The organism is Pseudomonas sp. 3MA1, assembly GCF_029237275.1.
Taxonomy (GTDB): Bacteria; Pseudomonadota; Gammaproteobacteria; order Pseudomonadales; family Pseudomonadaceae; genus Aquipseudomonas; species Aquipseudomonas fluorescens_AP.
In genome coordinates this window covers 643,798-666,536 of sequence record NZ_JAACFX010000003.1, presented here as the reverse complement: position 1 = coordinate 666,536, position 22,739 = coordinate 643,798, and the positions used below count along the sequence as shown (strand labels likewise).

The window sequence follows — 22,739 nt, the reverse complement described above, 5'->3', positions numbered from 1 at the left end:
GCTGCTCAAATTGAATTACAGCCGTTTTTGGGGGACGTATGCTGCAGAATATCAGGGACAATTCACAAGGCTGGATTGCCAAAACCATCATCGGGGTCATCGTCGCGCTGCTGGCGTTGACCGGTTTCGATGCCATTTTCAAGGCCACCACCCACAACCAGGACGCGGCCAAGGTCAACGGCGAGGAAATCACTCAGAACGAGTTGAGCCAGGCCGTCGACATGCAACGCCGTCAGTTGATGCAACAGTTGGGCAAAGACTTCGATGCCTCACTGCTGGATGAGAAGATGCTGCGTGAAGCCGCTCTGAAAGGGCTGATCGATCGCAAGCTGTTGCTGCAAGGGGCGAAGGATTCCAAGTTCGCGTTTTCCGAAGGTGCCCTGGATCAAGTGATCCTGCAGACACCTGAATTCCAGGTGGACGGCAAATTCAGCCCCGAGCGTTTCGACCAGGTCATCCGTCAACTGGGTTACACCCGTCTGCAATTCCGCCAGATGCTGGCTCAGGAAATGCTGATCGGCCAGGTACGTGCCGGTCTTGCCGGCAGCGGTTTTGTGACCGACGCCCAGGTGCTGGCCTTCGCTCGTCTGGAAAAGCAGACCCGGGATTTCGCTTCCCTGACCATCAAGGCCGATCCGGCGGCAGTCAAGCTGACCGACGAAGAGGTCAAGGCCTACTACGATCAGCACGCCAAGGAGTTCATGACTCCTGACCAGGTGGTCATCGATTACATCGAGTTGAAGAAGGCCGCGTTCTTCGACCAGGTCAGCGTCAAGGACGAAGACCTGCAAGCGCTGTATCAGAAAGAAATCGCCAACCTGTCCGAGCAACGTCGTGCCGCGCACATCCTCATTGAAGTCAATGACAAGGTGAACGAGGCCCAGGCCAAGGCCAAGATCGAGGAGATCCAGGCTCGTCTGGCCAAGGGTCAAAGCTTCGAGGCGCTGGCCAAGGAGTTCTCCCAGGATCCAGGTTCGGCCAGTAACGGCGGTGACCTGGGCTTCGCCGGCCCGGGTGTTTACGACCCGATCTTCGAAAAAGCGCTGTACGCGCTGAACAAGGATCAGGTGTCGGCGCCGGTGCGTACCGGCTTCGGTTTCCACTTGATCAAGCTGCTGGGCATTGAGGCACCGCAAGTGCCGAGCTTCGCCAGCCTCAAGGACAAGCTGACCCGCGAACTGAAAACCCAGCAGGTCGAGCAGCGTTTCGTCGAGGCCACCAAGCAGCTTGAAGATTCGTCGTTCGAGGCTTCCGATCTGGCACAGCCGGCTCAGGATCTGAAACTGACTGTTCACACCTCCGCGCCGTTCGGCCGTGAGGGCGGTGACGGCATCGCCGCCAACCGTAACGTGGTGCAGGCCGCGTTTAGCACCGAGGTTCTCGATGAGGGTGCCAACAGCACCGCAATCGAGCTGGATCCTGAAACCGTCGTGGTGCTGCGTGTCAAAGAGCATCACAAGCCTGAGCAACTGCCGCTGGAAGGTGTTGCTACCGCCATTCGTGCGCAATTGGCCAAGGAGCACGCCAGTGCTGCGGCCAAGACCAAGGCCGAAGAACTGATCGCCAGCTTGCGTGATGGCAAGACCGCGCTGAACAAGCCGGTAGACGGTCAGAACTGGAAGGTCATGCAAGCCGTGACTCGTGCCCAGGACGGTGTCGATCCGACCGTACTGCAGGCGCTGTTCCGCATGAGCAAGCCTGAGTCCAAGGACAAGCCGTCCTTCACCAGCGTGACGCTGCCCAACGGCAACCTGCTGGTGCTGCAACTCAACAGCGTCAACGAAGCCGCCGCGCCGACCGAGGAAGAGAAGGTTCAATACCGTCGCTTCCTGGCCTCGCGAATCGGCCAGCAGGACTTCTCTGCTTATCGCAAGCAGTTGGAAAACCAGGCGGACATCAAGCGTTACTGATGCCTGATCCGCAGTGTTGAAAAGACCCCGGCCATCATGCCGGGGTTTTTTTGGCCCGGATAAACCTCAGGCGCAGGCGGTTTTCCAGCGCTTGCGGGCATGCAGATAGGCCGCCTGATCGTTGTAACCCAGCTGCAGCGCGATCTGCGCCCGAGATTCGCCTTGCAGTTCCAGATGCATTTCCAGCTCGGCGCGGGTCTGGTCCAGCAGTTGGCGAAAACTCAGCCCTTGTTCCTCCAGGCGTCGCCGTAGCGTGCGCGGGCTTTGATGCAGATGAGCACAGAGGCCTTCCAGGGTCGGTGACTGGCCTGCCATCAATGCCTGGCGACAGGCTGCCGCCACTCTGGCAGCCCAGCCGCTGTGCCGTTGATGCAGGGCCACCCGCCGATCCAGCTCTTGGCTCAGCAGTTCGAGCATGCCGGCGTGGCGGGTCTGTAGCGGCAGTTGCAGGTTTTGCGGGGTGAAATAGAAGCGGTTGGCCGGGCAGTCGAACTCGATCCGGTCGCCGAACCAATGCCGGTATTGCGCGTGATAAGCCGGGCGCGAATGGCTGAAGCAGGCCAGCACCGGCTGAAGCGCAGTACCGGTCCCTCGCCGCAGTTGAGTGATGGCCATGACGCCATAGTGTTCGATCAGGTAGCGGCTCAATTCCACCGAGGTGTCGATATGGATTTCAACCCCGGAACCCTGGGCATCCGTCATCCATTGCACGCGGTCGGTATCCGAGCCTAACGGCGCAAAGCGTACCCAGAACGCCATGGCCGCGGCGACATCCGGGCAATAGAGGCTGGCGTGGGCGATCACGTGCCAGTCCTGGGGCGTGAAGCGCTCGAACAGTTTGAGGCCGATGGCCGGTTCCAGCGCCGCCGCGGCGCGCCATAGTTGCTCCAAGTGCAGCAGATTGTAGTCATGCTGAGTGGTAGCGCTCTGGTCATCGAGAAAGCGTTGCAGGACTTCGCCGACGCGCCCGCGGTGGAAGCGTGGGGTCACCCGGTTGGCCGGATCTCGCTGGATTCTGTCCATTTCGCGCATAGAGAGTGCCGCCTTGCTGATCTCTAATGGTTGGGCGTTGCCCATAAGCACAAGAGCGAGAATGCCATGAACCACGATCTGCTGACCAACCACCCGCTGTTGATCGTTTCGGCGATCTTCGGGTTTTTCGTCCTCCTGGAAATAGCCTGTTCGACTTTTCGCCAACCCCGTGGCCAGCGCCGCGATGTGTTGATCGAGGCGGTGGGCTCAAGCCTGTTGCTCGGCGTGACCTTTCCCTTGGTGATGTGGGCCAGTGGCGCGCTCATGGGCCTGGCACTGCCGCAAGCCAAGGGCCTGCTGGCGCAGACGCCCTGGGTGCTGGGCCTGTTGTTGTTCCTGGTCTTCGATGACATGACCCAGTACTGGTGGCACCGTCTGACCCATCGCCTGCCGGCGCTGTATGCCTTGCACCGTGCCCACCATTCGGCGCCCTACATGAGCATTCGCATCGTCTACCGCAACAACAGTTTTTATTACCTGTTGATGCCCGGGATCTGGTTCTCCGGGGTGCTGATCTACCTCGGGCTGGCGCCGGTCTATTACGTTTACCTGGTGCTCAAGATGACGGTGATCTTCGCCGCACACAGCAGCGTGGCCTGGGACGACAAGTTGTACCGCATCGGTTTTCTGCGGCCGCTGATGTGGCTGGTGGAGCGGGTATTTTCGACTCCGTCGACCCATTCGGCCCACCACGGCCTGAGTGCCGAGGATGGCGTGACCCACTACAAGGGCAACTTCGGCAATTTGCTGTTCCTCTGGGATGTGCTGTTTGGCACCGCGAAGATCACTCGACGCCGGCCCACTGCATTCGGTATCGAGCACCTGGCGCCGGTGAACTGGAAGGAAGAGCTGTTCTGGCCGCTGGTACGCAGCCGCAAAGCCCGCTCCGCGGCGCCCTCCAAGGTGGACGCTGCCTTGCCGGCCGGCTCTGCGGCAGAAGGCTAGGCCTGACATGTCGCGGTGTCGCGAGTACCCCGGTCGCCAGTGCTTGGGGCCGGGTCAGCGACGGGCGGGAAAACCCTGCTGCCGAGCGCGCACCGCCACCATCAGGCTGATCAGTAACAGGGCGGCAATCACCCAGGGGAAAGTCGCCACTCCCGGTCCTTGCAGCAGCAAGGCGCCACCCAGGCCGCCGCCGGCAATCGCCAGGTTCCATAGGGTGACCAGCATCGACTGCGCGGTGTCCGCGTGCTCGCCTGCAGCCTTGGCCAATGCGGTTTGCAACAGGGTGGCCATGCCGCCGAAGGACAGCCCCCAGATAGCGGTCGCTGCGTAGATCGCCATTGGCCAGTCATCCAGCAGACCCAGCATCAGGGTCGAGCCGATGAACAGCAGGCAACCGAGCAGCACCAGCTCACGCAGCCAGCGGTCGATCAGCAGGCCCACCAGCCAGATGCTCAGCAATGCGGCCAGGCCGAATACCAGCAATACCCGCTCGATCTGCCCGCCAAGCCCGGCCGGCTGAAGAAAGGGCGCGATATAGGTGTAGAGAATGTTGTGCCCCAGCACATAGGCAAAGGTCACGAACAGTACCGACCGGATCCCCTGCAAGGCCAGGACCCGGCCAAGCGACAGGCGCTTCTGCGCGCGCAGCCCGGGGAAGTCCGGCACCTGAGCCAGCACCCAGCCGATCAGTCCCAGGGTCAGGAGGGTCATGACGGCAAAGCTCATGCGCCAGCCCAGCAGGCCGCCCAGCCAGGTCCCGGCAGGCATGCCCACCGACAAGGCCAGCGGCGCGCCGAGCATGGCCAGGGTAATCGCCCGGCCCTGCAGGTGTGGCGCCACCATGCGGCTGGCGTAGCCTGCCAGCAATGCCCACAGCAGGCCTGCGAAGACTCCGGCGCACAAGCGTGCCAGCAGAATCAGGCGGTAGTCGGTGGAGAGTGCGGTAACGCTGTTGACCAGGGCAAAGCCGCCGATGGCGATCAACAGCAGCGGGCGCCGCCGCCAGCCCTGGGTGAGGAGAATCAGTGGAATGGCTGCCAGCAGCGACCCCAAGGCGTACACGGTTACCCATTGGCCGATCAGTGCCGCCGAGACGCCCAGGTCGGCACTTATCTGCGGCAGCAGGCCGGCAGGCAGGGTCTCGGTCATCAAGGTGATGAACCCGGCAGTCGCCAGGGCCAGCAGACCGCCAACAGGCAGGCGATCGCTGGGTTCGGCAGGCACTTGCAACAGCTCGCAGGCGTTGACGGTATTGCTCATGTGGAGGCCCCGATAGGTTGGCTTGAAAGAGAGGGGCCTAGCCTAGGGCGCTGTGCATGGCGGAAAAATAGGCTAAGGTTCCGAACTTATCGGACATAGAAGTCCTTGGTTTCGAGGGGGCGCTGTGGATTGGCTCGGCAGTATTCCGGTGTTTATGCAGGTGGCGGAAACCCGTAGTTTCACAGAGGCGGGGCGTCTTCTTGGGGTGTCTTCCTCGGCGGTTGGCAAAAGCATCGCGCGTCTGGAGGAGCGTCTTAAGATCCGTCTGTTTCATCGCACCACTCGCAGTATCAGCCTGACCGCCGAAGGTGCCGGTTTTCTCGAGCGCTGCCGCAGGATCGCTGCCGAGGTCGAGGCCGCCGAGTTCCAGCTGTGTGACTCTTCCAGTGCGCCGGTGGGCAAGTTGCGAATCAGTGCACCGCAGGTCCACGGCCTGTTGATGCCGGTGCTGGCGGAGTTCATGCGGCGTTACCCGCAGATCGAGCTGGACGTCGACCTCTGCGATCGCATCGTGGATGTGGTGGAGGAGGGCTTCGATCTGGTGGTACGTACCGGCCACCCCAAGGACTCGCGGCTCCTGGCTCGCCAACTCGGGCGCTTTCGCATGCTGCTGGTGGGCAGCCCCGGGTACTTTCAGCAGTACGGGGTGCCTCAAACCCCGCAGGAGCTGCGTGAGCATGCTTGTCTGCGGCACACCTTTCATCACACCGGCAAACTCGAAGCCTGGCCGTTCAAGGCCCAGGCCAACTCGCCGGAACCGGTGCTGCCGACCCGTTTGACCAGCAGCTCCATCGAGGCGGTGGAGCACGCTGCGCGCAGTGGGCTGGGAGTTGCCTGCCTGCCCGATTTCATGGTGCAGGCGGCAGTGCAGCGCGGCGAGTTGCAAACCGTGCTCGACGACTATCTGGAGCACAACGGCGTCTTCTGGGTGCTGTGGCCATCGAGCCGGCATGCAGCGGCCAAGGTGCGGGTGCTGATCGAGCACTTGAGCGAACGACTTTTTCCGGCAAACAGCGGTCAGTAGACTTGTATGAAATTTAAGACACCAATTACCTGCGCTGCGCGGCATTGATCTGTTGCACAATACGCCCCGGAGCGTTTTCCTCAGGATTTTCGATGTTTAGATCATTTCATCTGCGCGCGGCGGCCGGCTTGTTGCTGTTGTCCGCGATCGCCGGTTGTTCCTCGCACAAGACCGCTATCTATGAGCATGAAAGCTTCGATGATTCCGGCACCTTCTCGCGCAATTATCCGGTGAGCGACGCCGCCTCCTGCGAGGCCGCGCGCCGTGCCCTGCTCAGCCAGGGCTACATCATCACCAGCAATGATCCGAAGCTGGTCAGCGGTCACAAGAGCTTCCAGCAAACCGGCGAGACTCACCTGGAAATCAGCTTCAACGTGGTCTGCGCCCGGGACGGCAGCGGCGACCAGCGCTCGACGGTGTTCGCCAACGCCCTGCAGGACCGCTATGCACTGAAGAAGGTCAACAACTCGGCCAGCCTTGGCGTGGGGGTGCTGGGCTCGGTCTCGATGCCGATCGGCTCCACCGATGATTCGATGGTCAAGGTGGCCAGCGAGACGGTGTCCTCGGCCAAGTTCTATGAGCGCTACTTCGCCCTGGTGGAACTGTTCCTGCCGCCGGAGGCCAAGAAGGCCGCCCATATCGAAGAGAAACCCAAGGCCGACCTCGGGGTTCCCGAGAGCAAGCCCGAGCCGCAGGCCAAGCCGGAACCCAAGGCATCGCTGCCGCAGGCCGAGCCTGCACCATTGGCGGCGCCGGCTCCCGTTGCTGAGCCGGAACCTGCCGTCTCGCAACCGCTGGCGCCGCCAGCCGAGGCCGCGCCGATCGTGCCGGCCCCCAGCAGTGAGCCCGCGCCCGTCAGCGAAACCATCACGCCGCCACCGGCCAGCCACTTGCCGCCGCCGAGCGAGCCGATTCCGGCCCTGCCGAGCAGCGGGCACTAAGACACCTGCGCCGAGGTCGGGTCGACGCGTTCAACGTCGATCCGATAACGGCTCAAGGTATCGCTGATCTGGCTGTAAGAAATCTCCCGTCATTGACCAGGGCTTTCAACGCTGCCAAGGCAGTGAAGTGTCGGCGGCCATTTCGAAAAAATGCTCGCAGTTTTTCCCAGCTTAGTGGATGGGCCGCAACCGTCGGTAACAACCGGCGGCTGAATTGCTCATGGGCTGTTACGTTTTCATTGCAGAAATCCTGACCTGGGGGGTAGTATTTTTTCTGTCATCCCGGCACTTTATGCTGGTGCCGACGGTCAATGGTCACAGAGCTATTCAATCAACCGAGAAAGGAGTCCGCGATGGACGAATACCAAGAGGAACTGCTGGAGTATCAAGCTTTCGAGCTCGATCCCCTGGAACCCGCAGAAGACGCCACCGAGCTGTAACGCCGGTGGCGTTTTTTTTTAGCCGAACTGTCGATGGCAGCGGCGAAACTCCCCAGGCGTCTGGCCATTCCAGCGCTTGAACGCCCGCTGAAACGCCTCGGCTGAGGCAAAGCCCAGCAGATAGGCAATCTCGCCGAACGCCAGTTCGGTATCGCGAATGTAGGTCATGGCCAGGTCGCGCCGGGTGTCATTGAGAATGGCCCGGAACTGCGTCCCTTCTTCCGCCAGCTTGCGCCGCAACGTCCAGGTCGGCAGCTTCAGGCGCATCGCCACTTCTTCCAGGTCGGGCTCACGGCCACCATTGAGCAAAGGTCCCAGCAATTGAATGATGCGCTCGCGCAGGCTGCGAGTGCGGGTCAGTTGTTCCAGCTCCCTTTCGCACAACTGCAGCAGATGCCGCCAGGTGCTCGGGCAGTGTTCCGGATTGCGCAGGGCCAGGCTGGCCTGGCTCAGGCGCAGTTGGTTCTGTTCGGCGGCGAACTGGATGGGCGTGGGGCCGAGGATGGCGTAGGCGTCGTGGTAGTCCGGGCGCTCGAACTCGATGTCGATCTGCTCGGCCAGCAGGGTCTGACCGCAGAGGCTGGACAGCTGTTGCAGCCACCCGGAGATGATCGAGTCGACCACGAAGCGGTTGTAGGCGTTGTATGGGCTGATGGAATAGAAGCGTAGCCAGGCGCCGCCGGCATCTTCGTGAAAGCTCGACTGACCGCGATAGTTGGAACCGTACAGCGCTTCGAAGCGAGTCAGGCAACGGGCCGCTTCACGCACGGTTGGGGCTTGGGCGGCAGTGACGCCGGCCAGGCCGAGCTGGCTCAGCCGACTCAGACGGCCCATGCGCAGACCCAGGGCCGGGTCGCCGGTGAGCTGGATCGCGCCATGGCCCAGGCGCATGTAGCGGGGGATCGACAGGCGTGCTCCGGCTTCGGCCAGTCGGGCCGGATCCAGTGCATATTGTTCGAGCAAGGGGGTTGGGTCCTGGCCGTGGCTGCGGACCGCGTCCGCCAGGCTGTGGACAAAGCCCACCGACAGGTCCCCCAGGCGCATTGGCGTGGTCTTCATGCTTTACAGCCAGAGGTTCAGCAAGCGGGCGCCCGTCGTGCCCTGATCGGCGAACGTCTGGCCGTGGCTATTGATGAAGCTCTGGCCGCTGCTGCGCTGGTCCCAGAACTGGCCGCGCAGGAAGACGCTGACGCCGGCGCTGGCCAGGCTGCTGGGCGGGCGTGCGGTGAGGGTCAGGCGATGCCAGGCTTCGCCTTCGCTGGTTTCCTCCGGCTTGAGGCTGACCTCGCTGGGGGTGGTGATGCTCTTGAAGCCGCGCCAGGGTCGCTCCCAGCCATCGCGGCCCATGACAAAGGCCGGGACCGCGACCAGTTGTGCGCCCTGGTCATTGAGCTGGCGATAGTTGTCCGGGTACCAACTGTCACTGCCGATCAGCACCCCCAGGCGCCCGGCGGGAGTGTCGACGACTTGTACCCCCTGTTTGGCATCGCCTCGCACATAGCCGCTTTCGGCATGGGTGGGATAGAGCTGGCGCTGGGGTTGGCCGATGGGCAGGCCGTCGCTGCCGAACACCAGGCTGCTGTTGTACAGGGCGCCGCTACCGATCTGCAGGTTGCCCTGGCTGACGCTGGGCTCGGGCAGAATGATCGAGCCGGCCACCAGGGTCACCTGGAACTCCCTGGCCAGGCCGCCGAACAGCAATTGGTACTCCTTGGCCATCTTCTTCGCCTTCATGCGCAGGTGCGCATCGTCCAGGCGGCTGGTTCCCTTGGCCGTGATCAGTGCCTTGAGGAACGGCAGCGGATTGCTCACCGCCAGCCAGTTCATTGCTTCTTTCAAGGACACGGCCTGGTACAGCTCATTCTTTTCGCCGCTGACCATCAGCCAGGTGCCGATGTGTTCCGGCAGCACCACGACGGTCTTGGCATTCACCAGACCCTTGTCCCGGGCCTGTTGCAGGTAGGCGGCGAGCTTGCGGTGCAGGCGCTCGGGGCTCTGGTAATCGGTGGGGAACAGCTCCGGCTGGATCGCCAGCAGGTTGCCGTGATCGGCAGGGACGCCCTGGTCCACGGCCAGTTCGATGCGCAGGTCCGACAGGTAATGCGCCCCCGGCCGGTCGTGGGTCCAGAGTGCATAACGGGTGATGACGGCAAGCAGGGCCAGGGACAAGGTGAGGTAAAGAAGTTTGCGCATGGGAAAACAGTCGGCGGCCGTGTGCAGGATTCGCCGACTAGGGTAGGGCCCGTGCTGGCACTTGCCAAGGGGCGCTGCGCGTTTGGATCAATAAGTTGTCAGTTACGGTCATTGAGCGTCGGGTGCGGTGCTCTTAGTCTGTGCAGCACTACTGATGGAGGCCGCAGAGCTTTCGCATTTTCCCGTGATTGCCCGATCTGGAGAGACACCATGGCTGGAGCACCTTACCCGCATTTGCTGGCCCCCCTCGACCTGGGTTTCACCACCCTGCGCAACCGTACCCTGATGGGCTCCATGCACACCGGTCTGGAAGAGAAGCCTGGTGGCTTCGAGCGCATGGCGGCGTATTTTGCCGAGCGCGCCCGGGGCGGCGTGGGCCTGATGGTCACCGGCGGCATCGGTCCCAATGATGAGGGCGGGGTGTACTCCGGCGCGGCCAAGCTGACCACCGAAGAAGAGGCGCTCAAGCACCAGATCGTGACCCGCGCGGTACACGAGGCCGGCGGCAAGATCTGCATGCAGATCCTCCACGCCGGGCGCTATGCCTACAGCCCCAAGCAGGTGGCGCCCAGCGCGATCCAGGCGCCGATCAACCCGTTCAAGCCCAAGGAGCTGGACGAGGAAGGCATCGAGAAGCAGATCCGCGACTTCGTCACCTGCTCGACCCTGGCCCAGAAGGCCGAGTATGACGGCGTCGAGATCATGGGCTCGGAAGGGTATTTCATTAACCAGTTCCTCGCCGCACACACCAACCACCGCACCGACCGCTGGGGCGGCAGCTATGAAAACCGCATGCGCCTGCCGGTGGAGATCGTCCGCCGGGTGCGTGAAGCGGTGGGTCCGAACTTCATCATCATCTTCCGCCTGTCGATGCTCGACCTGGTGGAAGGCGGCAGCACCTGGGAAGAGATCGTGCAACTGGCCCAGGCCATCGAGGCGGCTGGCGCGACCCTCATCAACACCGGGATCGGCTGGCACGAAGCGCGGATCCCGACCATCGCCACCAAGGTGCCGCGGGCCGCGTTCAGCAAGGTCACGGCCAAGCTGCGGGGTTCGGTGAGCATTCCGCTGATCACCACCAACCGCATCAACACCCCGGAAGTCGCCGAGCAGATCCTCGCCGAGGGCGATGCCGACATGGTGTCCATGGCCCGGCCATTCCTGGCCGATCCGGATTTCGTCAACAAGGCCGCTGAAGGCCGTGCCGACGAAATCAATACCTGCATCGGCTGCAACCAGGCCTGCCTGGACCACACCTTCGGCGGCAAGCTCACCAGTTGCCTGGTCAACCCCCGCGCTTGCCACGAGACCGAGCTCAACTACCTGCCGGTCAAGCAGATCAAGAAGATTGCCGTGGTCGGTGCCGGCCCGGCGGGCCTGTCCGCCGCCACCGTGGCCGCCGAGCGTGGTCATCAGGTGACCCTGTTCGACTCCGCCAGCGAGATCGGCGGCCAGTTCAACATCGCCAAGCGGGTGCCGGGCAAGGAAGAGTTCTACGAAACCCTGCGCTACTTCAAGCGCAAGCTGCAGACCACCCATGTCGAACTGTGCCTCAACACCCGGGTGGATGTGGAGCAACTGGTGGCTGGCGGTTTCGATGAGATCATCCTGGCCACCGGTATCGCCCCGCGCTTGCCGACGATCCCTGGCGTGGAGCACCCCAAGGTCCTCAGCTACCTGGACGTGCTGCTGGAGCGCAAGCCGGTGGGCAAGAGCGTGGCGGTGATCGGGGCGGGTGGCATCGGCTTCGACGTTTCCGAATTCCTGGTGCACCAGGGCGTGGCCACCAGTCAGGACCGCGAAGCGTTCTGGAAGGAGTGGGGCATCGATACCCAGCTCCAGGCCCGCGGCGGCGTGGCCGGAATCAAGGCCGAGCCCCATGCGCCGGCGCGTCAGGTGTTCCTGTTGCAGCGCAAGAAATCCAAGGTCGGCGACGGCCTGGGCAAGACCACCGGCTGGATTCACCGCACAGGGCTGAAGAACAAGCAGGTGCAGATGCTCAACAGTGTCGAGTACCTGAAGATCGACGATGCCGGCCTGCATATCCGCATCGGCGAAGCGGGTGAGCCCCACGTGCTGGCGGTGGACAATATCGTCATCTGTGCCGGTCAGGACCCGCTGCGCGAGCTGCAGGACGGCCTGGTAGCGGCGGGGCAGAACGTGCACCTGATCGGCGGTGCCGATGTGGCTGCCGAACTGGACGCCAAGCGCGCCATCAACCAGGGCTCGCGCCTGGCCGCCGAGCTGTAACGGCCTGCCGTCCTGTAGCCGCTGCCGCAGGCTGCGCACCAGGCCGCAGGACTCGCCCAGCGGGCAATCGCGCTGCAACGAGCGAGCGCGGTTGCCTGTCTTGCGGGTTCTGCGAACCCGTTCGCAGCCTGCGGCTACAAGGATGAGCGTGGGCCTGGAGCTGATAGACTGCGCAGCCTTTTCCCTGAACCCCCGCTGCCGATGTCCTTGCCCGAATCCTTCGACTGGTTACCCCACGCCCCGCTGCAACGGCTGGAGCTGGACTGGCTGACCCGGGCCGGGGTCGAGGTGGCGGTGCTGCGCCTGGACCTGATCGATCCGCTGATCAGCGGCAACAAATGGTTCAAGCTGACCCAGCACCTGGCGGCGGCACGTACCGCCGGTGCCCACGGCATCATCAGCCTCGGGGGCGCCCATTCCAATCATCTGCATGCCCTGGCCGCCGCTGGCCGGCGTTTTGCCTTTCCTACCGTGGGCCTGTTGCGTGGCCATCCCCAGGACACGCCGACGGTGCTCGACCTGCAGGCGTTCGGCATGCGCCTGCACTGGCTGGGCTACGCCGGTTATCGGGCACGCCATGAGGCGGGGTTCTGGGTGCCTTGGCAGGCCCAGTACCCGCAGTTGTACCCGGTGCCTGAAGGCGGTGGTGGCCTGGCCGGTGCGGCGGGCTGCATGACCTTGCGCGATCAGGTGCAGCGACAGTTGCCGAGCCTGGGCTGGAATGACTATGACGCCTGGTGGCTGGCCGCCGGCACCGGCACCACCCTGGCCGGGCTGGTGCTGGCGGAGGCCGGGGCGCACCCGGTGTATGGCGCGCTGGCGGTGCCCGAGAACCATGGGGTGGCGCAACAGGTCGAGGGCATTGTGCAGGCGGCCGGGCAGGGCCCTGGGGGTTATGAACTGCTGGACAGCAGCCGCGGTGGCTTTGCCAAGGTCGATGCCCCGCTGCGGGAATTCATCCGGTTGAGCGAGCTGCACAGTGGGTTGCCATTGGAGCCGCTGTACACCGGCAAGGCCCTGCTGGCCTTGCAGGAGCAGGTGGTGGCCGGGCGCTTTGCTCCGGGTTGCCGCTTGATCTTCGTCCACACCGGCGGCTTGCAGGGCCGCCGCGCGCTGCTGGCTCAGGCCTGACCGCGCTGGCGCCACATGCGTTGCAGGGTGTTGTCGCGCATCATGTAGTGGTGATACAGCCCGGCCAGGGCATGCAGGCCGATCAGCCAGTAACCGAGGCTGCCCAGCAGTTCGTGCCAGCCCTGGAACTGCTTGGCCAGGGTCTTGTTCTCTTGCACCAGCAGCGGCAGGTCGAAACCGTAGAACATCACCTGATGGCCCTTTGCGCTGGTGGTCAGCCAGCCGAGGATCGGCATGGCGATCATGAACAGGTACAACGCCCAGTGCATCAGGCTCGACAAGACTTGTTGCCACTGCGGCGGGGTGGGCAGGATCTTCGGCGCCACGCCCTGGGCGCGGGCGAACAGCCGCAGCCAGACCAGCGCAAACACGGTCAGGCCGAGCATGAAGTGGGCCTCGACAATCAGCGTGCGCCCGCCACTGCCCTTGGGAAAGATGCCGCGAAATTCGATACAGGCGTAAACCACCGCCAGCAACACCAGCATCAGCCAATGCAAGGTGATGGTCATGGTGCTGTAGCGAGACTCAGTGTTTTTCCAGGGCATACGGGACATCCTCGGTCATCAGGTCTGAAGCCTCCGTTCTTGAATGACGGAGTGGTTTAACTGTAATCCGCTTTCCCCGGGTTTGCCTGAGCCGCTTGTGGCTTTTATCGCCCGTGCCAGAGCTTTGGCGCGGATATGACCGAAAAAAAACGGCGATGCCTCCTGGCAGCGCCGTCTTTGCCCCAGCCAGCGCCTGATCAATGGTTCTGGGGCATTTCCCCCCGGGCCAGGCGCTGGTTGATATCGCTGATGACGTCGGGCAGGTCGGCGATGGTGTCGATCAGGTAGTGCGGGCGCGAGGCCTCGAACAGCCGGTGGATGCGCTGGCGCTCGCTGGCCAGGGTGTCGCTGGCCAGGGCCCGGTAGGCGTCGTAGGTCAGGCCCAGGGCGTTGCCCGAGCAGATCAGGGCGACGGTCCACATGCCGGCGCGGCGACCTTCGAGAATGCCGGGTACGGTGTCGTCGATTTTCACGCAGGCACCGACGTCCTCGATCCCCAGGGCGATCACGTTGGCCAGTGCCTGGGCCGGCCAGGGCCGACCGTTGGGCACCTCGTCGGTGGCCACCACGTGGTCGGCGACGTAGCCGTTGGTCGCGGCCAGGGCCACCACCTTGTCCATCACCTGCTTGGGGTAACCGGAGCAGGAGCCGATCTTGATGCCCTGCTCGCGCAGCGCGGCGATCACCTCCAGGGCCCCGGGAATCAGCGCCGAGTGCTCGGCGATCTTCTCGATCTGCAACGGCATGAAGCGTTCGTAGATGGCGGTGACGTCGGCGTCGGTCGGGGTACGGCCGAAGACTTGGCGGTAGCGTTCGGCCACCTGCGGCAGGTCGCACAAGGTGCGGATGTGGTCCCACTTGCCCATGCCCATGGGGCCGCGGGCCTCTTCGATGGACACCTGGACGTCGAACTCGGCGAAGGCTTCGACAAAGATCTGGGTCGGGGCGAAGGAGCCGAAGTCGACCACGGTGCCGGCCCAGTCGAGGATGGCGGCTTGCAGCTGGGTGGGGTTGCTGTAGTTCATGGTTCCAGTGCCTGTTGTAGGAGCGAGCATGCTCGCGAAAAAAGGTTCGGGGATCGCGGCGCCTGATTCGCGAGCAAGCTCGCTCCTGCAGGGGCGCGGGTGAGTCAGAGGTCGAGGATTTCCATTTCCCGCAGCACTTCGCCGATGGCGGCCACCGCGGCCTGCATGCAACGGCGGTCGACGTGGCCGATGCAGCCCACGCGGAAGGTGTCGACCTGGGTCAGCTTGCCCGGGTAGAGGATGAATCCCTTGGCCTTGACCCGTTCGTAGAAGTCCTTGAACTGGTAGCGCGGGTCTTGCGGCGCATGGAAGGTGACGATGATCGGCGCCTGAATCGACTCCGGCAGAAAGCTCTGCAGGCCCAGTTCGCCCATGCCCTGCAGCAGCGCCCGGCAGTTGTCGGCGTAGCGCGCATGACGCGCCGGCAGGCCGCCTTCCTCGTTGTATTGCAGCAGGGCTTCGTGCAGCGCGGCCACCACGTGGGTCGGCGGGGTGAAGCGCCACTGGCCGGTCCTGGCCATGTAGCTGTGCTGGTCGTGCAGGTCCATGGCCAGGGAATGGGCATTGCCGGCGGCCTGGGCCAAGGCGTGTTTGTCGGCCAGGACAAAGCCCATGCCGGGCACGCCTTCCAGGCATTTGCCGGAGGCGGCGATCAGCGCGTCGAAGGGAATTTCCCGGGCATCGATGGGCAGCGCGCCAAAGGAACTCATGGCGTCGATGATCAGGCGCTTGCCGTGGCCGGCCACCACCTGGGCGATCTCCGGCAGCGGGTTGAGGATGCCGGTGCTGGTTTCGCAGTGGATCAGGGCCACGTGGCTGATGGCGCGGTCGGCCTGGAGCAGGCGCTCGACGTCGGCGGCGGTGGTGGGCTGGTCTTCGGCGGTTTCGAAGGTGCTGAAATCCCGGCCGAGCACTTCGCAGATTTTCGCCAGGCGCTTGCCGTAGGCACCGTTGATCAGCACCAGGACCTTGCCGTCACGGGGCACCAGGGTGCCGATGGCCGCTTCCACGGCGAAAGTGCCGCTGCCTTGCAGGGGCACGCAGTGGTGGCTGTCGGCGCCGTTGACGATGGCCAGCAGTTGCCGGCACAGGCTGGCGGTCAGTTGGTTGAAACGCTCATCCCATGAACCCCAGTCCACCTGCATCGCCTGGCGGGTGCGGGCGGAGGTGGTCAGGGGACCGGGGGTGAGCAGGATGGGCTCGGCGACGCTCATGGGGTGTCCTCGAAAAGATGGGGTGACGCTACGGGGACTAAATTGCAGTTTGCCTTGTCATCAATCAAATTGTTTGTTGTTATGCCAGCCATCAGTGAGGCCGATAGCAATGAACCTGTTTCAACTCCGCGCATTCGACGCCGTGGCCCGTGAAGGCAGCTTCACCCGGGCCGCCGGGCGGCTGTTCATCAGCCAGCCGGCCGTCACCGGGCACATCAAGGCCCTGGAAGAGCATTACCAGATCACGCTGCTGCGGCGCACCGCGCGCCGGGTGGAGTTGACCGAGGAGGGCACCAAGCTGGCGGCCATCACCCGGGCCATGTTCGGCCTGGCGCAAGAGGCCCAGGCCCTGCTCGAAGCCAACCGGCAACTGCTGACCGGGCGTCTGGAAGTGGCGGCCGACGGCCCGCATCTGGTGATGCCGATGCTGGCCAGCCTGCGGGCGCAGTATCCGGGGGTGACGGTCAACCTGCGCCTGGGCAACGCCCAGGAAACCCTGGCCGCGCTGCTGTCCGAACATGCCGACGTGGCGGTGCTGACCGAGGTCGAACCGCGCAAGGGCCTGCATTTGCAGAGCCTGGCGCAATCGTGGATGTGTGCCCTGGTGCCCCAGGGACATCCCTGGCTGGAGCTGCCCGAAGGCATCGCCATCGAACAATTGGATCAGGTGATCATGGTGCTGCGTGAGCCCAGCTCCATTACCCGGCGCACCTTCGACGAGGCCTGCGGGCTGGCCAAAGTCCAACCCCGGGTGCTGCTGGAGCTGGACAGCCGCGAAGCGGTGACCGAGGCGGTGGCGGCGCAATTGGGGGTGGGCGTGGTCAGCTCGGTGGAAGTCGGCCACGACCCGCGGGTGCGAACCGTGCCGATTCGCGGCGCGGGCCTGGTCAACCGGCACATGCTCGGCTGCATCGAGCGGCGTCGCGAGTTGCGCCTGATCCAGGCATTTTTCGCCCTGGCCCCCGCCTGACCCGTCCCCCGCGGGTTGGCGCTGGCTGGCCAGCGCAGAGGCCCGAGAGATGGCCGCCGCCGGCAAGGCCGACTCGGGCCAAGGCCGTCAGAGCGGCGGCCGGATACTGACTTTTTGGTCGATCAGGGCCTTGAGGACGTATAAACTTGCCCATCGCGTCGGCCAAATCCAACTCGACGCCATAGATCAAGAGAGTGAGTAATGGGCGCACAGTGGAAGGTTAAACACAAAGAAGCGGCAGCCAACGCCAAGGGCAAGATTTTCGGCAAGCTGGTGAAAGAGATCACCATCGCCGCACGTAACGGCGCTGACGTCGCCACCAACGCCCACCTGCGGCTGGTGGTGGAACAGGCGAAAAAGGCTTCGATGCCGCGTGAGACTCTTGAGCGTGCCATCAAGAAAGGCTCGGGTCAGCTGGGCGAAACCGTGCAGTACCACCGCGTGACCTACGAAGGTTTTGCCCCGCACCAGGTGCCGCTGATCGTTGAATGCGTGACCGACAACATCAACCGCACCGTGGCGGAAATCCGCGTGGCGTTCCGCAAGGGCCAGCTGGGCGCTTCGGGTTCGGTGTCCTGGGATTTCAACCACGTGGGCATGATCGAAGCTTCGCCGGACAGCCCGGACGCCGATCCGGAACTGGCCGCCATCGAAGCCGGTGCCCAGGATTTCGAACCGGGCGAAGAGGGCGCGACCCTGTTCCTGACCGAGCCTGCGGACCTGGATGCGGTACAGAAAGCCTTGCCCGAACACGGTTTCACCGTGTTGTCGGCCAAGCTCGGCTACCAGCCGAAGAACCCGGTGAGCGGCCTGAGCGATGAGCAGATGGCTGAAGTCGAAGCCTTCCTCGAAGGCCTGGACAACCATGACGACGTGCAGGACATGTTCGTCGGCCTGGCGGGTTAAAACTGAGATTCGCCGGCCAGCCGGCACCTGCATACTCCTGTAGGTGCCGGCTGGCCGGCGAAGCTGTTTTAAAGCCCTGCCAATTCCTCGCAGACCTGGGCAAAATCCGGTCGCGCCAGCACCTCAGGTTGACAGCAGCGCTGCACCAGCGCCGCCAGTTTCTGCCGCTGTTCCAGGCTCAGCGAACCATCCCCACGCTCCAGCAGTTCCTCCAGCAAGATGCCGAAGGCGCGTACTTCCAGGCGTTGCAGCGCGCGGCTTTGCAGGCTGTCGTCCTGGGCATGGAAGGATGCCGCGCCAAAATCCCCCAGCAGGCAGTCGCCCTGGGCATTCCACAAAGTGTTGTGGCCATAGAGGTCGCCATGGGTGATGCCCTGGGCGTGCAGGTGCGCGCCCACCGAGGCAATGCCCCGGGCGATGCCCAGGGTCACCTCGGCGTTGAAGCGGGCGTTGTCCGGGTAGATGTCCCGGGAGCAGGAGTCCAGGCTTGGCAGCGCGGCGAGGTTGGCAAAGTCGGTGTCGATCAGTTGCATCACCAGGCCGTTCTGCTCCTGGGGATGATCGAGGACTCGACCTTCGACACGGATCAGGTTCGGGTGCAGCCCGGCGCTGATGCAGGCGTTCATTTCATGCAGCGGCGAGCCGTCGCTGGTCATCTCGCCCTTGTACAGCTTGACCGCCACCGCGCGCGGCGGTTGCCCGGCGGGTTGCCACTGGGCCTGGTGAATCACTCCCGAGGCGCCTTCGCCCAGGCGCTGCTCCAGGGTCAGTTCGCTCCAGGGAATGCTTGGCGTGGAGGCCAGCGCCGTGGCGTCGGCTTCCGATTCCAGCGGGTTGCCGGCGTAGGCCAGCCAGGTCAGGCGCGGCAGGGCCAGGAGGAACGGCGGCAGTTCGCTCAGTTGGTTGGCGGCGATCCGCAGCAGCTCCAGGCGATGGCACTGGCTCAGGCTCTCGGGCAGCCGGGTCAGGCGGTTGCCCGAGAGCATGAGCTTTTGCAGCAGCGGGCGCTGGCCCAGCTCTTGCGGCAATTCACTGATGCAGTTGTCGGTGAGGATCAGCCAGCGCAACTGCGGCGGCAGCGCGGCGGCCGGCACCCGTTCGATGCGGTTGGCCTTGAAGCCGATCATGCTCAGTTGCGCGCATTGGCCGAGGCAGGCCGGTACTTCACTGAACTGGTTGTCCGAGCAGAACAGGATGCGCAGGTGGGTCAGGCGATGCAGGTCGTCGGGCAGGCTGTCCAGGGCGTTGCCGCTGAGGTTGAGGATCTCCAGGGAGTCGGCCAGATCGAAGATCTCCCGGGGGAACTCGGTCAGTCCACAGGACAGGTCCAGGCGCTTGATTCCGGCCAGCTGGCCGGCCCGCAGTTGAGCAAGGGTATCCATGAACAGCGTCGACACTCGAATGAAGAACAAGGGCGGGGAGGATAAAGCAGATCGGCCGGTTTTGCTGCCTGGGCGGCGGATTGCCTTTGCGCAACTGCAGAAAATCGGTGCCGAGCACCGACAGACTCAAGAGTTGGGGTAGCCCGCTTCAGCGTGCAAGGGTGATGCTTCATACCTTCGAACAAACCCTGCGCGGATTTTCTGTACTTCGCTCAATTGCCCGCCAGTCCAGCTCGCCGTCACTGTGAGTGCTCGATAAACATCGGCAGGATCAACGATGCAACGATCTCTCTGGCTACAAGAACTGGCGGATGAGCTCAGTCCAGCGCCTGCGCTGGAAGGCCACTGCAATGTGGATATCGCCATCATCGGTGGAGGCTTTGTCGGGTTATGGACAGCCTTGCACATTCGCCAACTGGCTCCCGAAAAAACCGTAGCCATCCTTGAGCAGGACATCTGCGGCGCAGGTGCATCAGGGCGCAATGGTGGCTTTGTCATGTCATGGTGGCCCAAGATCAGTTCGCTGACTGCGCTGTGCGGCGCAGCAGAGGCACTGAAGCTGGCTCGAGCTTCCGCGCAGGCCATCGAAGAAATTGAAATCTTCTGCGAGCAACATGCCATTGATGCGCACTTCGTGCGGTCAGGCTGGCTATGGACGGCCACAACCGAGGCGCAACGTGGCGCCTGGCAAAGCGTGCAGCACACCTGTGCGACATTGGGCGAGGACGTGTTCCGCAGCCTGAGCAACGCCGAAATTGCTCGCCGCTGTGGTTCCCCCATGCACTTGGAAGGTGTATTTGAGGCGGGCAATGCCACGGTGCATCCGGCTCGCCTGGTACGCGGCCTGCGCCGGGTGGCCCTGGAACAGGGGGTGCGCATTTTCGAAAACAGTCGGGTTCGGCAAATGGAACGCGGCCAACCCACGCGCCTGCACACTGACCACGGCCAGCTCCGTGCTCAACGCGTAGTCCTGGCCACCAATGCCTGGTCTGCCGAGTTGCCGCAACTGCGCCGCAGTGTGTTGCCGGTCAGCAGCACCATCATCGCCACTGCGCCGATCCCCGAGCGCTTGCGGGCCATCGGCTGGACTGGCGGCGAAGCCATTACCGACTCCCAGCAGATGGTCGACTATTACCGCACCACCCAGGACGGGCGAATCATCTTCGGCAAGGGCACCGGCCTGATGTCGTTTGCCAGCCGGGTCGGCACTCGCTATGACCAGTTGCCACAGTTGCATGCCGAGGTCGAAGAGGACTTTCGGCGCCTCTACCCGCAGTTGGCCGACGTGGCTATCGAACATCGCTGGTCGGGCCCCATCGACAGGACCTATGACAGCTTGCCCGTGTTTGGCCGTCTGCAGGATGCGCCGCAGATCATCTACGGCGTGGGCTGGAGCGGCAATGGGGTCGGACCCAGCCATCTGGGGGGACAGATTCTCGCCAGCCTGGCTCTGGACCTGAACAACCAATGGAGCCGCTGCGGCCTGGTCAATCGCTCCTTGCGCCGGTTCCCGCCAGAACCCTTGCGCTACTGCGGCGGCCTGCTAGTGCGCAATGCGGTCAAGCGCAAGGAGCGCGCGCAGGCATTGGGTCGTGCGCCATCCTGGCTGGCCCATTCGCTGAGCAAGCTGGCCCCCGCCGGCCTTGAAGACAAAAAACCTTGAATCAAAGGAGCTGTCATGAGCGCCCCGATTATCTTCAGCAACACTTCAGGCCTGGCGTTGGGAATGCCGGTCGACGTCAAACAACCCATTGGTGAGTTGGTGGCCAGGACTCGCATAAGCATGGCGGATGCTGGCGCGTCGTTACTGACCGGGGTCTGGGAATGTTCGCCTGGACGCTGGCGCCGCCAGGTACTGGAGCGCGAGTTCAGTCACTTCATCGTCGGATACGGCTTCTTTGTACCCGACCACGGCCCGGCGATAGAGATTCACGCTGGCGATGCGGTATTTTTTCCCGCGAACTGCCAAGGCGAATGGGATATCCGCGAAACCGTCAGAAAGAGCTTCGTGATCATTCCTTGAAGGCAGCGATACGCTCGTGCACCCCGGCGACCTCGGCGCTGCGCAGGGCAAACCAGAGAATCGCCACGTCTTCGGTGTGATCCAGGGAACGCCCGGTAATTTCTTCGATGCGCCGAATGCGATAGACCAGCGTCTGCTTGTGCACATGCAACACCTTGGCGGCGATCAGCCACGAGCGATTCTGCTGCAGGAATACCTGCAAGGTCCGCAGCAATTGCGTGCCTTGCAGTTGGTCATACTCCAGCAGACTGCCCAGTACCCGCTGAAACGTCTGTTGCGCACCCTCCAGGCTCTGTGCCAGCCATGGAGCCATCGTCTCGGTCTGCTCGTAGCACGCCAGGGGCTGCTCGGCGCTGGCATGCGCCAGGGCCAAGCGCGCCTCTCGCAACGCCTCAAGGCCGCGTTCGGCATGCCCCAGTGGATTACTCAGGCCCAGGCACCTGTGCAGGCGCGCCTGAACGGTCCGGGGGCTGTGCTCCCCCCACAACAGCAGTATCAGCTCGTCACCCTGCACGCGCATCAGCACCTTGGCCTCGGTCCGTGACAACTGGTCGTCCAGTTCGGCCAGTTCCCGACCATCGTTGTGCATCACCGCAACGCGCAGATGTTCCGGCGACGCGCCAAACGCTCGCAGACGCTCGGTCAGTTGACGATCCGACAAGCGTTGCTGGAACAAATCATCGAGCAGTTCCGAGGTCAGGCGCAGATGCCGTTCCCGCTCGACCTGCAGTCGCTCCAGCTCGATGCCCAAAACCGCCGCCATGTGATGCAGCAAACCATAGTCCGGCAGGTTCTCGCCCTGCGCCACCAGGACACAAGGACGGCGACTGGGCATCAACATCAGCAGGACATCGTCGTCACCTGCGCGCCAGCGTTGCACCACAGGCACATTGCCCGAAGGCTTCAAGCGCTGCTGCAACGCTGAGCGTTGTGCGGCAACGACTTCTGGAAGCCCAGCCAGATAGGGCTCCAGGGTGTGCGGATCGAGCAGCCTGAGGCTGGCTTTGACGTCTTTTTCCAGGCGGCTCAAGAGCGCTTCGAGCCCCAAGCCCTGAATGCCCATGCGCGCACTTTCGTAGAGCCGAGTGATGGCCTGCCGACGCTCGACTTCTTCCTGTTGAGTGGCCTCGACAATGGCCCGGGTCACCGAGGAAAACGGCACGCCGTACTCGGTCATCAGCAATGCAAAGCCCAGGGCATCGGCGGCGTCCCGCAGGCCTTGCAGATCCTCCGGCGCCTGCATGCTTTCGCCAATCATCAGCCCCGAGAGTCCGGCCGCCTGCAAGCGATGCACATAACGCCACTGTTCCTGCGGCCCTGCGGGGATGCCCATTCCGGTGCTCATCAACAGCTCCCCGGGCCCCAGCCATTGCGCCGGGTCGTCCAACTCGCAGACGTGCGCCCAGCGAACCGGTCGGTCAACCCCCCGAGCCCCTCCGATGAGGCGCGTGCGCAATGCTGGAATCTGAATGATGTCGCTGACGGTCAATGACATGGCGTGTTCGATCAGGCCCGGGACTTGAAGGGCCACAGCATGCCACCCCGACA

20 protein-coding genes are annotated in these 22,739 nt (G+C 63.6%); 11 read left to right on the top strand and 9 right to left on the bottom strand.

Translation table 11 applies throughout. The features are described 5' to 3' along the window. Positions 1 to 38: 38 nt before the first annotated feature. The gene (locus GWQ44_RS12010) at positions 39 to 1,910 is read left to right on the top strand and encodes a SurA N-terminal domain-containing protein (RefSeq protein WP_275927412.1); all 1,872 of its coding nucleotides are present in this window, start codon (positions 39 to 41) and stop codon (positions 1,908 to 1,910) included. A 66-nt stretch (positions 1,911 to 1,976) separates the two neighbouring features. Here the strand turns inward: GWQ44_RS12010 and GWQ44_RS12005 are convergent, their stop codons facing one another. Continuing rightward, positions 1,977 to 2,942 (bottom strand): AraC family transcriptional regulator ligand-binding domain-containing protein, encoded by a 966-nt coding sequence (locus GWQ44_RS12005; RefSeq protein WP_275927411.1) that lies wholly within the window; start codon positions 2,940 to 2,942, stop codon positions 1,977 to 1,979. Positions 2,943 to 3,008: 66 nt separating this feature from the next. On the opposite strand from GWQ44_RS12005, the gene GWQ44_RS12000 reads away from it, so the two are divergent. After that, positions 3,009 to 3,887, top strand: coding sequence for a sterol desaturase family protein (locus tag GWQ44_RS12000; protein WP_275927410.1), 879 nt, complete (start codon positions 3,009 to 3,011; stop codon positions 3,885 to 3,887). A gap of 54 nt (positions 3,888 to 3,941) precedes the next feature. Here the strand turns inward: GWQ44_RS12000 and GWQ44_RS11995 are convergent, their stop codons facing one another. Then, complete coding sequence (locus GWQ44_RS11995; RefSeq protein ID WP_275927409.1) at positions 3,942 to 5,147, bottom strand: MFS transporter; 1,206 nt, start codon at positions 5,145 to 5,147, stop codon at positions 3,942 to 3,944. A gap of 124 nt (positions 5,148 to 5,271) precedes the next feature. Here GWQ44_RS11995 and GWQ44_RS11990 point away from each other — a divergent pair, with 124 nt between their 5' ends. From GWQ44_RS11990 to GWQ44_RS11980, 3 genes are all read left to right on the top strand, one after another. Continuing rightward, positions 5,272 to 6,171 (top strand): LysR family transcriptional regulator, encoded by a 900-nt coding sequence (locus GWQ44_RS11990; RefSeq protein ID WP_275927408.1) that lies wholly within the window; start codon positions 5,272 to 5,274, stop codon positions 6,169 to 6,171. 92 nt (positions 6,172 to 6,263) lie between these two features. Then, entirely contained in the window at positions 6,264 to 7,112 is an 849-nt protein-coding gene (locus GWQ44_RS11985; protein WP_275927407.1) for a DUF2242 domain-containing protein, read from the top strand. 311 nt (positions 7,113 to 7,423) lie between these two features. Continuing rightward, complete coding sequence (locus GWQ44_RS11980; protein ID WP_016968473.1) at positions 7,424 to 7,552, top strand: hypothetical protein; 129 nt, start codon at positions 7,424 to 7,426, stop codon at positions 7,550 to 7,552. Positions 7,553 to 7,570: 18 nt separating this feature from the next. Here the strand turns inward: GWQ44_RS11980 and GWQ44_RS11975 are convergent, their stop codons facing one another. Next, positions 7,571 to 8,611: an AraC family transcriptional regulator gene (locus GWQ44_RS11975; RefSeq protein WP_047305349.1), complete on the bottom strand. Its 1,041-nt coding sequence runs from the start codon at positions 8,609 to 8,611 to the stop codon at positions 7,571 to 7,573. Between the two features lie 3 nt (positions 8,612 to 8,614). Further along, complete coding sequence (locus tag GWQ44_RS11970) at positions 8,615 to 9,745, bottom strand: carbon-nitrogen hydrolase family protein (RefSeq protein ID WP_275927406.1); 1,131 nt, start codon at positions 9,743 to 9,745, stop codon at positions 8,615 to 8,617. A gap of 210 nt (positions 9,746 to 9,955) precedes the next feature. On the opposite strand from GWQ44_RS11970, the gene GWQ44_RS11965 reads away from it, so the two are divergent. Together GWQ44_RS11965 and GWQ44_RS11960 are read left to right on the top strand one after the other, a co-directional pair. Further along, positions 9,956 to 11,995, top strand: coding sequence for an NADPH-dependent 2,4-dienoyl-CoA reductase (locus GWQ44_RS11965; RefSeq protein WP_275927405.1), 2,040 nt, complete (start codon positions 9,956 to 9,958; stop codon positions 11,993 to 11,995). A gap of 201 nt (positions 11,996 to 12,196) precedes the next feature. Next, positions 12,197 to 13,126, top strand: coding sequence for a pyridoxal-phosphate dependent enzyme (locus tag GWQ44_RS11960; protein WP_047305346.1), 930 nt, complete (start codon positions 12,197 to 12,199; stop codon positions 13,124 to 13,126). Here GWQ44_RS11960 and GWQ44_RS11955 read toward each other — a convergent pair. From GWQ44_RS11955 to GWQ44_RS11945, 3 genes are all read right to left on the bottom strand, one after another. Next, entirely contained in the window at positions 13,117 to 13,671 is a 555-nt protein-coding gene (locus GWQ44_RS11955; protein ID WP_275927404.1) for a cytochrome b, read from the bottom strand. The genes GWQ44_RS11960 and GWQ44_RS11955 overlap by 10 nt on opposite strands. A 197-nt stretch (positions 13,672 to 13,868) precedes the next feature. After that, the gene (gene phnX / locus GWQ44_RS11950; RefSeq protein ID WP_016968479.1) at positions 13,869 to 14,696 is read right to left on the bottom strand and encodes a phosphonoacetaldehyde hydrolase; all 828 of its coding nucleotides are present in this window, start codon (positions 14,694 to 14,696) and stop codon (positions 13,869 to 13,871) included. Positions 14,697 to 14,800: 104 nt separating this feature from the next. Then, a complete protein-coding gene (locus GWQ44_RS11945) occupies positions 14,801 to 15,910 on the bottom strand; it encodes a 2-aminoethylphosphonate--pyruvate transaminase (RefSeq protein WP_275927403.1) in 1,110 nt (369 codons plus the stop codon). Positions 15,911 to 16,019: 109 nt separating this feature from the next. On the opposite strand from GWQ44_RS11945, the gene GWQ44_RS11940 reads away from it, so the two are divergent. After that, positions 16,020 to 16,880: a LysR substrate-binding domain-containing protein gene (locus tag GWQ44_RS11940; RefSeq protein WP_275927402.1), complete on the top strand. Its 861-nt coding sequence runs from the start codon at positions 16,020 to 16,022 to the stop codon at positions 16,878 to 16,880. A gap of 201 nt (positions 16,881 to 17,081) precedes the next feature. Next, positions 17,082 to 17,786 carry a YebC/PmpR family DNA-binding transcriptional regulator gene (locus tag GWQ44_RS11935; protein WP_016968482.1) on the top strand — a complete coding sequence of 235 codons (705 nt, stop codon included), beginning with the start codon at positions 17,082 to 17,084 and terminating at the stop codon, positions 17,784 to 17,786. 68 nt (positions 17,787 to 17,854) lie between these two features. Here GWQ44_RS11935 and GWQ44_RS11930 read toward each other — a convergent pair whose 3' ends face one another. Next, positions 17,855 to 19,168, bottom strand: coding sequence for a leucine-rich repeat-containing protein kinase family protein (locus GWQ44_RS11930; protein WP_275927401.1), 1,314 nt, complete (start codon positions 19,166 to 19,168; stop codon positions 17,855 to 17,857). A 277-nt stretch (positions 19,169 to 19,445) separates the two neighbouring features. Between GWQ44_RS11930 and GWQ44_RS11925 the strand changes: the two genes are divergently transcribed. Both GWQ44_RS11925 and GWQ44_RS11920 read left to right on the top strand, forming a co-directional pair. Continuing rightward, positions 19,446 to 20,831 (top strand): FAD-binding oxidoreductase, encoded by a 1,386-nt coding sequence (locus GWQ44_RS11925; protein WP_047305342.1) that lies wholly within the window; start codon positions 19,446 to 19,448, stop codon positions 20,829 to 20,831. A 15-nt stretch (positions 20,832 to 20,846) separates the two neighbouring features. Further along, positions 20,847 to 21,191: a cupin domain-containing protein gene (locus GWQ44_RS11920; RefSeq protein WP_047305341.1), complete on the top strand. Its 345-nt coding sequence runs from the start codon at positions 20,847 to 20,849 to the stop codon at positions 21,189 to 21,191. Here GWQ44_RS11920 and GWQ44_RS11915 read toward each other — a convergent pair. Then, on the bottom strand, positions 21,181 to 22,686 hold the full coding sequence (locus GWQ44_RS11915; protein ID WP_275927471.1) for a PucR family transcriptional regulator: 1,506 nt from the start codon (positions 22,684 to 22,686) through the stop codon (positions 21,181 to 21,183). The genes GWQ44_RS11920 and GWQ44_RS11915 overlap by 11 nt on opposite strands. Positions 22,687 to 22,739: the final 53 nt, after the last annotated feature.